This is a genomic window from Streptomyces sp. STAM6, assembly GCF_054963715.1.
Genome location: NZ_JBUEFZ010000008.1, coordinates 103715 through 116397 on the forward strand (window position 1 = coordinate 103715; position 12683 = coordinate 116397).

12 protein-coding genes are annotated in these 12683 nt (G+C 73.6%); 5 read left to right on the forward strand and 7 right to left on the reverse strand.

From position 1 onward, the window contains the following. The first annotated feature begins 283 nt into the window (after nt 1–283). The gene (locus ACY34K_RS12930; RefSeq protein WP_462746404.1) at nt 284–1486 is read left to right on the forward strand and encodes an amino acid deaminase/aldolase; all 1203 of its coding nucleotides are present in this window, start codon (nt 284–286) and stop codon (nt 1484–1486) included. A gap of 24 nt (nt 1487–1510) precedes the next feature. Here ACY34K_RS12930 and ACY34K_RS12935 read toward each other — a convergent pair whose 3' ends face one another. The 4 genes from ACY34K_RS12935 to ACY34K_RS12950 all read right to left on the reverse strand — a co-directional run bounded on the left by ACY34K_RS12935 (nt 1511) and on the right by ACY34K_RS12950 (nt 6129). Further along, the gene (locus ACY34K_RS12935; protein WP_462746405.1) at nt 1511–2425 is read right to left on the reverse strand and encodes a DUF2510 domain-containing protein; all 915 of its coding nucleotides are present in this window, start codon (nt 2423–2425) and stop codon (nt 1511–1513) included. 161 nt (nt 2426–2586) lie between these two features. Next, entirely contained in the window at nt 2587–3378 is a 792-nt protein-coding gene (locus tag ACY34K_RS12940; RefSeq protein ID WP_462746406.1) for a 3-oxoacyl-ACP reductase, read from the reverse strand. Nucleotides 3379–3383: 5 nt separating this feature from the next. After that, nucleotides 3384–4757, reverse strand: a complete 1374-nt coding sequence (locus ACY34K_RS12945; protein WP_462746408.1) for an aldehyde dehydrogenase family protein — start codon at nt 4755–4757, stop codon at nt 3384–3386. A 7-nt stretch (nt 4758–4764) separates the two neighbouring features. After that, nucleotides 4765–6129: a glutamine synthetase family protein gene (locus ACY34K_RS12950; protein WP_462746410.1), complete on the reverse strand. Its 1365-nt coding sequence runs from the start codon at nt 6127–6129 to the stop codon at nt 4765–4767. Between the two features lie 57 nt (nt 6130–6186). Here ACY34K_RS12950 and ACY34K_RS12955 point away from each other — a divergent pair, with 57 nt between their 5' ends. The 3 genes from ACY34K_RS12955 (at nt 6187) to ACY34K_RS12965 (ending at nt 9221) form a co-directional block, all read left to right on the forward strand. Further along, a complete protein-coding gene (locus ACY34K_RS12955) occupies nt 6187–6945 on the forward strand; it encodes a FadR/GntR family transcriptional regulator (RefSeq protein WP_462746411.1) in 759 nt (252 codons plus the stop codon). Between the two features lie 139 nt (nt 6946–7084). Next, on the forward strand, nt 7085–8524 hold the full coding sequence (gene eat, locus ACY34K_RS12960) for an ethanolamine permease (RefSeq protein ID WP_462746412.1): 1440 nt from the start codon (nt 7085–7087) through the stop codon (nt 8522–8524). A 22-nt stretch (nt 8525–8546) separates the two neighbouring features. Then, nucleotides 8547–9221 carry a gamma-glutamyl-gamma-aminobutyrate hydrolase family protein gene (locus tag ACY34K_RS12965; RefSeq protein WP_462746413.1) on the forward strand — a complete coding sequence of 225 codons (675 nt, stop codon included), beginning with the start codon at nt 8547–8549 and terminating at the stop codon, nt 9219–9221. 118 nt (nt 9222–9339) lie between these two features. Here ACY34K_RS12965 and ACY34K_RS12970 read toward each other — a convergent pair whose 3' ends face one another. Then, nucleotides 9340–10245, reverse strand: coding sequence for a LysR family transcriptional regulator (locus tag ACY34K_RS12970; protein ID WP_462746414.1), 906 nt, complete (start codon nt 10243–10245; stop codon nt 9340–9342). 71 nt (nt 10246–10316) lie between these two features. Between ACY34K_RS12970 and ACY34K_RS12975 the strand changes: the two genes are divergently transcribed. Further along, a complete protein-coding gene (locus tag ACY34K_RS12975) occupies nt 10317–11423 on the forward strand; it encodes a TDT family transporter (RefSeq protein ID WP_462746415.1) in 1107 nt (368 codons plus the stop codon). Here the strand turns inward: ACY34K_RS12975 and ACY34K_RS12980 are convergent. Continuing rightward, nucleotides 11341–12081 carry a helical backbone metal receptor gene (locus ACY34K_RS12980; protein ID WP_462746417.1) on the reverse strand — a complete coding sequence of 247 codons (741 nt, stop codon included), beginning with the start codon at nt 12079–12081 and terminating at the stop codon, nt 11341–11343. The genes ACY34K_RS12975 and ACY34K_RS12980 overlap by 83 nt on opposite strands. Beyond that, complete coding sequence (locus ACY34K_RS12985; RefSeq protein ID WP_462746418.1) at nt 12078–12617, reverse strand: helix-turn-helix domain-containing protein; 540 nt, start codon at nt 12615–12617, stop codon at nt 12078–12080. The genes ACY34K_RS12980 and ACY34K_RS12985 overlap by 4 nt, the downstream gene beginning before the upstream one ends. Between the last annotated feature and the right edge of the window lie 66 nt (nt 12618–12683).

A 12683-nucleotide genomic window follows, 5' to 3' on the forward strand; every position in this document is an offset into this window, starting at 1 on the left:
GGCGGGCGTCCCGCACGGGCGGCCGGGGCACGGCCGGGGATATCCGCGCGGGGTCCTGGGGGAGCAGGGCGTCGGTGATGCGGGAGGGCGGGCGTTGTGCCTCGGTGCTCATCGGCCCCCCTCGTTGTCGTCCGGATCGCCCCTCGGGGCAGGCCCGTTCGTCAGCGCGTAGGCGTACTCTACGGGCTGGGCGGGCCTCCACGGGAACGTGCCCGCAGGTCGGGGTTGATCTGACCGGAACATCCCCCTACCCCCAGGTAGGCGGGTCTGGCAGGCTCGGGCCATGACTCCCCGTGCCGCTGACCGCGCCCGGTACGACCGGGCCACCGCCCATCTCGACGCTCCCTTCGCCGTCGTCGACCTGGAGGCGTTCGACGCCAACGCCGACGACCTGGTGCGCCGGGCGGGCGGGAAGCCGATCCGGGTCGCGAGCAAGTCCGTTCGGTGCCGGGCGCTGCTGGAACGCGCGCTCGCGCGGGACGGGTTCGCGGGGATCATGTCCTTCACGCTGGAGGAGTCGCTGTGGCTGGCGCGCGCCGGGTTCGACGACGTGCTGCTGGCGTACCCGTCGGCGGACCGGGCCGCCTACGCGGAGCTGGCCGGGGACGCCAAGCTCGCGGCCTGCGTGACCGTGATGGTGGACGACCCGGCGCAACTGGATCTGATCGACCGGGCCCGTGACGGCGGCGGTGAGGAGATCAGGGTGTGTCTGGAGCTGGACACGTCGCTGCGCCTGCTGGGCGGCCGGGTGCGGATGGGGGCGCGGCGCTCACCGCTGCGGGAGCCCGCCCAGCTGGCCGAGCTGGCCCGGTCCGTCGACCGGCGGCCGGGTTTCCGGCTGGTGGGGCTGATGGCGTACGAGGGGCACGTCGCCGGTGTCGGTGACGCCGTCTCGGGGCGGCCGCTGCGGTCCCGGGCGGTCCGGCTGATGCAGGCGGCGGCCCGCCGGGAGCTGGCGGCGCGCCGGGCGGCGGTCGTGTCGGCGGTTCGGGCGGTGGCGCCGGATCTGGAGTTCGTGAACGGCGGGGGGACGGGCAGCGTCCAGCACACGGCCGCCGAGGACGCGGTGACGGAGATCGCGGCGGGCTCGGGACTGTACGTGCCGCGGCTGTTCGACAACTACTCCTCGTTCTCGGGGCGCCCGTCGGCGCTGTTCGGGCTGCCCGTGGTGCGCCGGCCGGGCGTGGGCGTGGTGACCGTGCTGGGCGGCGGGTACCCCGCGTCGGGGGCACCGGGCAGGGACCGGCTGCCGGCGCCGTATCTGCCCGAGGGGCTGCGCTACGACCCGCGGGAGGGGCCGGGCGAGGTGCAGACGCCGCTGCTGGGCGCGTCGGCCGACGATCTGCTGATCGGCGACACGGTGTGGTTCCGGCACGCGAAGGCCGGTGAGCTGTGCGAGCGGTTCGACGCGCTGCACCTGATCGAGGGCGACCGGGTCACGGCGGCCGTACCGACGTACCGGGGCGAGGGCCGTACGTTCCTGTGACGGCGCCGCCCGGACCTCGGCCCGTCAGGGGCCGAGGGTGCTGCCGACCCCGCCGTTCGTGGCGCTGCCGATGGGGCGGATGCCCTCGGTGATCTCGTCCATGAGGGCGAGCGGAGGTCCGTCCGGTCCGGCGTCGAAGGCGAACCGGACGGCGACGGGCGAGCCGCTGCCCAGGGGCGAGGGGAAGACGAGCGTCTGGACGTACCCGCCGGGGCCGGCGCCGGTGGTGACGCGCCAGCGGACGAGGTGGCCGGTGCGTCCCGCGACGACGGCGGGCCGGTCCGCGAGCACCTCGTGGGAGCGGATCCCGCCGTGGAGCCGGTTGCCGAGGGCGTCCTCGTCGTAGGCGCTTGCGGCGGCCTCCTCGATGTCCTGCCGGGCGAGGGCCGTGGGGTCCTGGCTGTCGGTGACGGTGAGGGTGCGGGAGGAGACCGTGCCGTGCTTGCAGAAGCGGTTGGCCGAGCCGGGGCACTCGCTGTCGCCGGCGGTGGTGACGGTCGGCACGTCGTCGGTGGTGTTCTCCGCCCTCTCCCAGCCCGCGGGGACCGGCAGGGTGATGCCGTTGAGCTGGTCCACGACGGTGTCCGGGTCGCCGGAGGAGGCGGTGGGCGAGGCGGACCCGGACGCTGGGGCGGACCCGGAGGGCGCGGTGCCGCCGGTGGCCCGGGCGGTGCCGGCGGGACCGGTGGACGCCGGTGAGCCCCCGGCGTCGTCGGCCGGTTCGTCACCCGGTCCGAGGAGCACGGCCGCCGCCGCGACCACGGCCACCAGGGCGACGCCGCCGGCGGCGAGCGGGACGACCCTGCCGGTCCGGCGCGCGGCCGGCGGCGGGGAGGCGGGCCGGGTGTGAGCGGTCCAGGCCGTGCCGTCCCACCAGCGTTGGCCGGCGGGGTCGCCTGCGTCCGGGTACCACCCCGGGGGAGGGGTCGTCATGCTCATCCGGACACCATAGGGGCCCGGTTCGGGGCGCGTACACGGAGTGCCGCTGATCCCTGACGACGCTGCCGCCGGCCGGCGGCGGGTCCGGCGGCCGGGGTCCGCGCGGGACGACCGGGCGTCGTCGCGACGCCCGGCCGCCGGGTCGGCGGAGCTGGGACGGACTACAGGGGGGTGACGTACGCGCCGGAGATGCCGCCGTCGACGAGGAAGTCGGTGGCGTTGATGAAGGAGGAGTCGTCGCTGGCGAGGAACGCGACGGCGGCCGCGATCTCCTCGGCCTCGGCGAAGCGGCCGACGGGGATGTGGACGAGGCGGCGGGCGGCCCGCTCGGGGTCCTTGGCGAACAGTTCCTGCAGGAGCGGGGTGTTGACCGGCCCGGGGCACAGGGCGTTGACGCGGATGCCGTCGCGTGCGAACTGGACGCCCAGCTCGCGCGACATCGCCAGCACGCCGCCCTTGGACGCGGTGTAGGAGATCTGGGAGGTGGCCGCGCCCATGACGGCGACGAAGGAGGCGGTGTTGATGATGGAGCCCCTGCCCTGCTGCCGCATGTAGGGGATGGCGGCTTTGCAGCACAGGTAGACCGAGGTGAGGTTGACGTCCTGGACGCGCTTCCATGCCTCCAGTCCGGTCTCCAGGATGGAGTCGTCGTCGGGCGGGGAGATGCCGGCGTTGTTGAAGGCGATGTCGACGCTGCCGTAGGTGTCGTACGCGGTCTTGAACAGCGCCTCGACCTGTTCGGGGTCGGTGACGTCGACGCGGACGAAGGTGCCGCCGACCTCGTCGGCGGCGGCCTTGCCCGCCTTCTCGTCAATGTCGCCGCAGACGACGTGGGCGCCCTCGGAGGCGAGGCGGCGCGCGGTGGCCAGGCCGATGCCGCTGCCGGCGCCGGTGATGACGGCGGTGCGGCCCACCAGGCGGCGGCAGATGGTCTCTTCGGTGCGGTCGGTCATGGTCGTCAGGCCTCCGTGCTGATGAAGACGTTCTTGGTTTCGGTGAAAGCGGTGAGTGCGTCGGGGCCGAGTTCGCGGCCGAGTCCGGACTGTTTGAAGCCGCCGAACGGCGTCCAGTAGCGGACGCTCGAGTGGGAGTTGACGGAGAGGTTCCCGGCCCGGACGGCGCCCGAGACGCGCAGGGCGCGGCCGACGTCGCGGGTCCAGATCGAGCCGGACAATCCGTACTCCGTGGCGTTGGCGAGCCGTACGGCGTCCACCTCGTCGTCGAACGGGAGGAGGACGGCGACCGGCCCGAAGACTTCCTCGACGGCGGCGGGCGCGTCGGGTGCGAGGCCGGTGAGGACGGTCGGCGGGAACCAGAAGCCGGGGCCCTCGGGTGCCTTGCCGCGGATGCCCTCGGCGTCCTCGGGGACGTAACCGCGCACCCGGTCTGCTTGCGTCCTGGAGATCAGCGGGCCCATCGCGGTCTCCTCGTCGGCGGGGTCGCCGACGACGATGCCCTCGATGGCGGGGATCAGGAGCTCCAGGAAGCGGTCGTACACGGTGCGCTGGACGAGGATGCGGGTGCGGGCGCAGCAGTCCTGCCCCGAGTTGTCCAGGAACGACATGGGGGTTGCCGCGGCGGCGGCCTCGATGTCGGCGTCGGCGAACACGATGTTGGGGCTCTTGCCGCCGAGTTCGAGGGTCACGCGCTTCACGCGGTCGGCGCACTTGGCCATGATCTGCTTGCCGACGCGGGTCGAGCCGGTGAAGACGATCTTGGCGACGCCCGGGTGTTCCACGAGGGCGTCGCCCACGACCGCGCCCGCGCCGGGCAGCACCTGGAACAGGCCCTCGGGCAGTCCCGCCTCCAGGGCGAGCTCGGCGAGGCGCAGGGCGGTGAGGGGGGTGGCTTCGGCGGGCTTGAGGATGACGGCGTTGCCCGCCGCGAGCGCGGGGGCGGTGCCCCAGGCGGCGATGGGCATGGGGAAGTTCCACGGGGCGATCACGCCGATGACGCCGAGGGGTTCGAGGACCGTGACGTCGAGGCCGCCGGGCACCGGGATCTGCCGGCCGTTCAGCCGCTCCACTCCCCCGGCCGCGTAGTCGAGCAGGTCACGGACGTTGCCCGCTTCCCAGCGGGCGTTGCCGATGGTGTGGCCGGCCTCGCGGACCTCGAGCCGGGCCAGTTCCTCGACGTGGTCGTCGACGACGGCGGCGAAGCGGCGCAGCACGCGGGCCCGGTCGGCCGGGGCCGCCGCCGCCCACCCCCGCTGGGCGGCGGCGGCGCGGCCGACGGCGGCGTCGACGTCGGCGGCCGTGGAGCCGGGAACGGTGGCGACGACCTCCTCGGTCGCGGGGTTGAGGACGACGTGTTCGGTGGGCTGGGTGGTCAAGAAGGCCTCACATGCGTTCGAAGGAGCGGCGCAGCTCCCAGTCGGTCACCGCGGCGTCGAACGCGTCCAGCTCGACCCGCGCCATGTTGCGGTAGTGGGCGACGACCTCGTCGCCGAAGGCCGCCTTGGCGAGCGGGCTGTTCTCCCACAGCTCGGCCGCCTCGCGGAGCGTGGTGGGGACGTGTGCGTACTCGGCGGTGTAGGCGTTGCCCTCGCACGCCTCGGGGAGTTCCAGCCGCTGCTCGATGCCGTGCAGCCCGGCGGCGACCATGCCGGCGACCGCGAGGTGCGGGTTGACGTCCCCGCCGGGAAGGCGGTTCTCGAACCTCATCGAGCGGCCGTGGCCGACCACCCGCAGGGAGCAGGTGCGGTTGTCGTACCCCCAGGCGGCGGCGGTCGGCGCGAAGGACCCGGGCTGGAAGCGCTTGTAGGAGTTGATGTTGGGCGCGTAGAGCAGCGAGAAGTCCCGCAGCGCGACCAGCTGGCCGGCCAGGAAGTGCCGCATGACCTGCGACATTCCGCCGGGTCCGGCACCGGCCATCGCGTTGTTCCCGTCCGTGTCCTGGAGCGAGAGGTGGATGTGGCAGGAGTTGCCCTCCCGCTCGTTGTACTTCGCCATGAAGGTGAGCGAGAGGCCTTCCTGGGCCGCGATCTCCTTGGCGCCCGTCTTGTAGACGGCGTGCTGGTCGCAGGTGACGAGCGCCTCGTCGTACCGGAAGGCGATCTCGTGCTGGCCGGGGTTGCACTCGCCCTTGGCGGACTCCACGGTCAGTCCGGCGGCGGCCATCTCGTTGCGGATACGGCGCAGCAGCGGCTCGATGCGGCCGGTGCCGAGGACCGAGTAGTCGATGTTGTACTGGTTGACCGGGGTCAGGTCCCGGTAGTTCGCGTCCCAGGCCTGCTCGTAGCTGTCCTTGAAGACGATGAACTCCAGCTCGGTGCCGACGTGGGCGGTGAAGCCGTGTCCGGCCAGGCGCTCCAGCTGGCGCCGGAGGATCTGGCGGGGGGCGGCGACGACCGGTGAGCCGTCGTGCCAGGCGAGGTCGGCCACCAGCATCGCCGTACCCTCGTTCCAGGGGACGCGGCGCAGCGTGGACAGGTCGGGGTGCATGGCGAAGTCGCCGTACCCCTTCGTCCACGACGACATCTCGTAACCGTCGACGGTGTTGAGCTCCACGTCCACGGCGAGGAGGTAGTTGCAGCCCTCGGTGCCGTGCTCCAGGACCTCGTCGAGGAAAAAGGGTGCGGCGAACCGCTTGCCCTGGAGCCGCCCTTGCATATCGGGGAAGGCCAGGACGACTGTGTCGATCTCACCACTCGCGACGAGGGCACGCAGCTCCTCGACACCGAGCGGGGGTTTGCGGTCTGCCACGGGATTACTCCTCCTTGGGCCTGCCGGGAGCCATAAGGTATTGCCGAGGACCATTGCTTGGGAAGGGGAAACCGCGAGGTGGCGAAGAAGAACCCGGGGAGCGAGCCGGAGGACCGGCTGGCACCCGTGCTGCGGCCGGTGCGGGCTGGCAACGGCTTCGAGGAGGCGCTGGAGCAGATCCTCCAGGTGATGCGCCTCGGGCTGGTGCCCGGCGGCGAGCGGCTGCCGGCCGAGCGCGAGCTGGCCGAGCGGATGGGCATCAGCCGGGTCACGCTGCGCGAGGTGCTGAAGGTGCTGCAGGAGCAGGGCCTGGTGGAGAGCCGGCGGGGCAGGTACGGAGGAACGTTCGTGCTCCAGCGGCCGCCGACGCCCGGCGAGGGCGAACTGCGGCGGCGGATCGCGGCCGTGGACGTCGAGGACACGCTGCGCTTCCGCGAGGTGCTGGAGGTGGGCGCGGCCGGGCTGTGCGCCGCGCACGGCCTCACCGACGAGGGCGCGGAGCGGTTGCGTTCGGCGCTGCGGGCGACGCACGACGCGCCGCTGGACGACTACCGGCGCCAGGACACCCTGCTGCATCTGACGCTGGCGGAGCTGTCGGGCTCACCGACGCTGACGGCGCAGTACGCCGCGGTCCGGGCGACCGTGAACGACCTGCTGGACTGCATCCCGCTGCTGGTGCGGAACCTGGAGCACTCCCAGCACCAGCACACCGCGCTGGTGGAGGCGGTGCTGGACGGGGACGCGGACGCGGCCCGCGAGGTGATGCGGGAGCACTGCGCGGGCACCGCGGCGCTGCTGCGCGGCTTCCTCACGTGAAGGCACGGTGGGGGGGCGGCGTAACCCGGAAGCGGCGGGCGCCGTAACCCGAAAGTAACGCACGGGTCTTGCGTTCCCGCCTGAGCGCCGCAAAGGTATGGGTCCATTCCATTGGGCCCGATGCGGGAGCTCTGCTGCCATGACGCTCGAAGACACCAAGGACACCTCCGCGCCGGCGGACGACTATCTCAAGCGCCGCGCCCTCCGGCAGGGCAGCGCCGGCTGGCTGCTGCTGACCGGCCTCGGCGTCGGTTACGTCGTCTCCGGCGACTTCTCCGGCTGGAACATCGGTCTCGCCGAGGGCGGCTTCGGCGGGCTGGCGATCGCCACGGTCCTCATGGGCGTGATGTACGCCTGTCTGGTCTACGCGCTCGCCGAGCTCTCCGCGATCCTGCCCGCCGCGGGCGGCGGCTACGGCTTCGCCCGCCGCGCGCTCGGCACCTGGGGCGGCTTCCTGACCGGCACGGCCATCCTCATCGAGTACATCCTCGCCCCCGCCGCCATCTCGATCTTCATCGGCGACTACGTCGAATCGCTGGGGCTGTTCGGCCTGGAGTCGGGCTGGCCGGTCTACCTGGCCTGCTTCGCCGTCTTCATCGGCATCCACCTGTGGGGCGTCGGCGAGGCGCTGCGCTTCAGCCTGATCGTGACCGCCGTCGCGGTGGCGGCGCTGCTGATCTTCGCGGCGGGCGCCTTCACGGAGTTCAGGGCGAGCGGCCTGGACGACATCCCCGTGACCGACGCCGCGGGGGCGAACTCCTGGCTGCCGTTCGGGCTGCTCGGCATCTGGGCGGCGTTCCCGTTCGGCATGTGGTTCTTCCTGGGTGTCGAGGGGGTGCCGCTGGCCGCGGAGGAGGCCAAGGACCCGGTGCGGTCCATGCCGCGCGCGCTCTCGCTGTCGATGCTGATCCTGGTGCTGCTGGCCGTGCTGACGTTCTTCGCCGCCACCGGGGTCCGGGGCTCCGCCGCCATCCAGGACGCGGGCAACCCACTGGTCGTGGCGCTCGAGGGCGACGGCGGGCCCACCGCGCTCAGCCGGTTCGTCAACTACGCGGGGCTCGCCGGTCTGGTGGCCTCCTTCTTCTCCCTCATCTACGCCGGTTCGCGCCAGCTGTTCGCCCTCTCCCGGGCCGGCTACCTGCCCCGTTTCCTGTCGCTGACCAGCCGCCGCAAATCCCCCTACCTGGGGCTGCTGATCCCCGGCGCGATCGGCTTCGCGCTGGCGGCGGGCAGCGGCAACGGGGCGCGGATGCTGAACATCGCGGTGTTCGGCGCCACCATCAGCTACGCCCTCATGGCGCTCTCCCACATCGTGCTGCGCCGCCGGGAGCCGAACCTGGAGCGGCCGTACCGCACCCCGGGCGGGGTGGTGACCTCGTCGGTCGCCTTCGTGCTCGCCCTGTCCGCGCTGGTGGCGACCTTCCTGGTCGACAAGGACGCGGCGTTCATCGCCCTGGGGGTCTATGTCATCGCCCTGGCCTACTTCGCCTTCTACAGTCGGCACCGTCTCGTCGCGAACGCGCCCGAGGAGGAGTTCGCGGCGCTGGCGGCGGCCGAGGCCGAGCTCGAACGCAAGTGAGCACCACCGAGAGGAACCTGCTGTGCCCAAGCCGCTCATCGGCGTGACGACCTATCTGGACCCGGCCAAGTGGGGTGTCTGGGAGATGCCCGCCGCACTGCTGCCGGAGGGGTATCCACGCCTGGTCCAGGCGGCGGGTGGCATCGCCGCGATGCTGCCGCCGGACGCGCCGTCCGCCGCCGCCGCGGTGGTGGCCCGCCTCGACGGCCTCGTCGTGGCGGGCGGCGCGGACGTCGCGCCCGACTGGTACGGCGCCGAGCGGGACCCCCGTACGGGCCCGCCGGCGCCCCGGCGCGACGCCTGGGAACTCGCTCTGATCAGTGCGGCCCTCAACTCGGGCACACCTCTGCTGGGCATCTGCCGGGGCATGCAGCTGCTCAACGTCGCCCTCGGAGGCACCCTCGTCCAGCACCTGGACGGCCACACGGGCGGGGTGGGTGTCTTCGGCGAGCACGAGGTGAAGCCCGTTCCCGGCACGCTGTACTCCTCCCTCGTCCCGGAGGCGGTGCCGGTCCCCGCCTACCACCACCAGGCGGTGGACCGGCTGGGTGACGGTCTGGCCCCGTCCGCCCACGCGGAGGACGGCACGATCGAGGCGATCGAGCTCGCGGAGACCTGGGCGCTGGGCGTCCAGTGGCACCCGGAGATGGGTGAGGACCTCAGGGTGATGACCGGACTGGTGACGGCGGCCGCCTGAGCGGCGTGGCCGCGGGAGCCGGGCCCGTGCGTCGGGGGCCTCGCCGTCGCACGGGCCCGCCGTCGTGCACCACGCCGCCGCACGGGGCCGGGCGGGGCACCAGCCGTGCGCCGGGCGGTCAGGCACCACCCCGGGCCAGGGACAGCAGGTCCCTGGCCGGGCCCGTCGGGAGGGGGCCGGTCGGCCACACCGCCCGCAGGGCCCGGCGGAGGCGCACCCCCTCCACCGGGATCTCCACCAGGCGGCGGGAGGCGAGTTCCTCGGTGACGGCGAGCTCGCTCAGGACCGCCGGGCCGGCCCCGCTCACCGCGGCCGCCTTCACGGCGGTCGTGGAGGCCAGCTCCAGGAGCGGGTCCGCGAGCCCGCCGTGCCCGGCGACGGCGGAGTCGAGGACCTGGCGGGTGCCGGAGCCGTACTCGCGCAGGATCAGCGGGGTGGCCGCCAGCTCCGCCGGGGTCAGCGGGGCACGGCGGCGGGCCCAGCGGTGGGAGGGAGCGGCCACCACCACGAGCCGGTCGTGGGCGACGGCGACCGCGTCCAGCCCGTCCGGCACCGTGAGGCCCTCGACGTACCCGAGGTCCGCCTCGCCGGCGAGCAGGCTGGCAGCGACCGCCGCCGAGTTCCCGGCCTGGAGCGATACGGCGGTGTCGGGCCGCTCCGCGCGCAGGGCGATCAGCCAGCCGGGCAGCAGATATTCGGCGATGGTCATGGAGGCGGCGACCCGCAGCCGGGAGTCACGCCGGTCGCGCAGTGCCTGGGCGCCCGCGTCGAAGGCCTCGGCGGCCTCGACGACCCGCCGGGCCCAGTCGGTGACCAGCGTGCCGGCGGCGGTGAGGCGGGAGCCCCGCGGGGAGCGGTCCACCAGGGCGACACCCAACTGGCGCTCCATGGACCGGATGCGGCTGCTGGCCGCGGGCTGGGTGATACCGGTCTCCCGGGCGGCCCGGCCCAGGCTGCCGTGCCGGGCGACGGCGAGCAGCAGTTCCAGGGCGCCGAGATCGGGCACACGATGAGAGAGGCTCATAAAGTCAGCTTATGGGGTCATTGGAACCTGATCTCTGGTTGGGGCCGCGGCCTACGGCGAGAGTGGCGGCCATGGCCACACTTACGGAGCCTCTGAGCCCCACCCGCCCCACCGCCGTCCGGTACCTCGGCCCCAACTGGTACGCCACGGTGATGGGCACGTCGATCGTCGCCGGCGCGGGGGCTTCGCTGCCGGTCGCCGTACCCGGCCTGCGAACGGTCTGCGCGGCTTTCTGGGCCCTGTCGCTGCTGATGCTGACCGCACTCCTCCTGGCCCGCGCCACCCACTGGGCCTACCACCGCGACCAGGCCCGCGCCCATCTGCTGGACCCGGCTGTCGCCCCGTTCTACGGCTGTCTGGCCATGGCGATGCTCTCCGTCGGCGGCGGTGCCGTGATCGTCGGCCGGGACTGGATCGGCACGGGCGGCGCGGTGGCGCTGGACGTGGTGCTGTACGTGGCGGGCACGGCGGTCGGCCTCACCGTCGCGGTGGCGATCCCCTATCTGATGGTGGTGCACCACAAGCTCGAGAGCGCCTCACCGGTGTGGCTGCTCCCGGTCGTGGCGCCCATGGTCTCCGCCGCCCTCGGCCCGCTGCTGGTACCGCACCTGCCGCCGGGCCAGTGGCAGCGGACGCTGCTCCTCGCCTGCTACGGCATGTTCGGCCTCAGTCTGCTGGCGACCCTGATGATGCTGCCCCTGGTCCTTGGACGGCTGCTGACCGGCGGGCCGCTGCCGGCCGCGCTGACCCCGACGCTCTTCCTGGTGCTCGGCCCGCTCGGGCAGTCGACGACCGCCGCGAGCGCCTTCGCCGAGGCCACCCCGGGCGTGCCGTACGCCGCGGCCCTCGCGGTGATCTACGGCGTGCCGGTGATGGGGTTCGCGCTGCTGTGGCTGGCGCTGGCCGGTGCGATGGTGCTGCGCGCCCGGCGGCGGGGCATGGGTTTCGCGATGACCTGGTGGGCGTTCACCTTCCCGGTAGGCACCTGTGTGACCGGCGCGGAGGGGCTGGCCCGGCACACCGGTCTGACGGCCCTGCGCTGGCTCGCGGTCGGGCTGTACGTCTTCCTGCTGGCGGCCTGGCTGACCGCCGCCTTCAGGACCGCGCGCGGACTGGTCGGCGGAGGGCTGCTCGCAGCGCCGCCGGCGCCGCGGCCAGCGACGGCCCGTACCAGGTGAGGTGGCGCCCGTCGACGAGGGCGGCGGGCAGCCCCGGGAACGCCTCGGGCCCGTCGACCGCGGTGAAGCGGTACGGCTCGTCCGGCAGCACGACCAGATCGGCGCCGGACGCGCGCAGCTCGTCCAGCGGGACACGCGGATAGCGCTCGGGGTGGTCCGCGTACACGTTGACGACGCCGAGGCGGGCCAGCACGTCCCCGGCGAAGGTGTCCCGGCCGAGGACCATCCAGGGCCGCCGCCAGACCGGCACCACCGCGCGGCCGTACGGCTCCGGGGTCACCGCCGCCCAGGCCTCCTCGGCCTCGTCCAGCCAGCGCGGCCGGCCGGCCGCCCCGCAGGCCCGCAGCACCCGGTCCAGCTCGCGGAACGCCTGGTCCAGATCTCGCACCTCGGTGACGAGTACGTCCAGCCCGGCCGCCCTCAGCGCCGCCAGGTCGGGCTCGCGGTTCTCCTCCTCGTTGGCGACGACGAGATCGGGGCGCAGCGCAGCCACCGTCGCGACGTCCGGGTTCTTGGTGCCGCCGATCCGGGTCACGTCCAGGCCGGCGGGGTGGCTGCACCAGTCGGTCGCACCGACCAGCCGGCCGGGCGCGCCGGCGGCGATCGCCTCGGTGAGCGACGACACCAGGGAGACGACCCTCGTCACCCCGGCCGTCATGCCGGCTCGATGTGTTCGGCGACGTTGACCACGAGGAGCCGGGTGCCGGGCCCGGCGGCGCGCCAGCGGTGGCGCACCCCGCCGGACAGGTACATCGTGTCGCCCCGCTCCAGCCGGTACGCCCGGCCCTCGGCCTCCACCTCGGCGGAGCCGTCCGCCAGGTACAGCAGGGCGTCGTTGCGCAGCACGATCTCGCGTCCGGCGTCGTGTTCGCCGGTGAACTCGTCGGCGTGCATCTGGTGCTCGCCGCGCACCAGGGGACGCATCCCGGGCAGCCCGGCGTCGTCGGCGGCCCGCACGACATCGACGGTGCGGGCGGAGTCGGCGGCGTCGAGGAGCTCGACGGCGGTGGTCTTCAGGGCGTCGGCGACCCGCTGGAGCGATCGCATGCTGGGCCGGGCGCGCTCGTTCTCGATCTGGCTGAGAAAGGGCACGGAGAGCCCGCTGCGCTCGGCGACCGCGGCGAGGGTGAGCGACAGCGCTCTGCGCCTCCTGCGGACGGCCGCGCCCACGCGAAGCGCTTCCTTGTCGTCCATGTCTCGGCTCCCTCCCTCATCGACCACCTTACGCAGCGGCGGTCCACCGAGGAGCGCAACGGGTGA

Coding starts and splice junctions, on each gene's coding strand:
- ACY34K_RS12930 (WP_462746404.1), top strand. CDS start 284: ATGACTCCCCGTGCCGCTGACCGCGCCCGGTACGACCGGGCCACCGCC.
- ACY34K_RS12935 (WP_462746405.1), bottom strand. CDS start 2,425: ATGAGCATGACGACCCCTCCCCCGGGGTGGTACCCGGACGCAGGCGAC.
- ACY34K_RS12940 (WP_462746406.1), bottom strand. CDS start 3,378: ATGACCGACCGCACCGAAGAGACCATCTGCCGCCGCCTGGTGGGCCGC.
- eat (WP_462746412.1), top strand. CDS start 7,085: ATGACGCTCGAAGACACCAAGGACACCTCCGCGCCGGCGGACGACTAT.
- ACY34K_RS12970 (WP_462746414.1), bottom strand. CDS start 10,245: ATGAGCCTCTCTCATCGTGTGCCCGATCTCGGCGCCCTGGAACTGCTG.
- ACY34K_RS12975 (WP_462746415.1), top strand. CDS start 10,317: ATGGCCACACTTACGGAGCCTCTGAGCCCCACCCGCCCCACCGCCGTC.
- ACY34K_RS12980 (WP_462746417.1), bottom strand. CDS start 12,081: ATGACGGCCGGGGTGACGAGGGTCGTCTCCCTGGTGTCGTCGCTCACC.
- ACY34K_RS12985 (WP_462746418.1), bottom strand. CDS start 12,617: ATGGACGACAAGGAAGCGCTTCGCGTGGGCGCGGCCGTCCGCAGGAGG.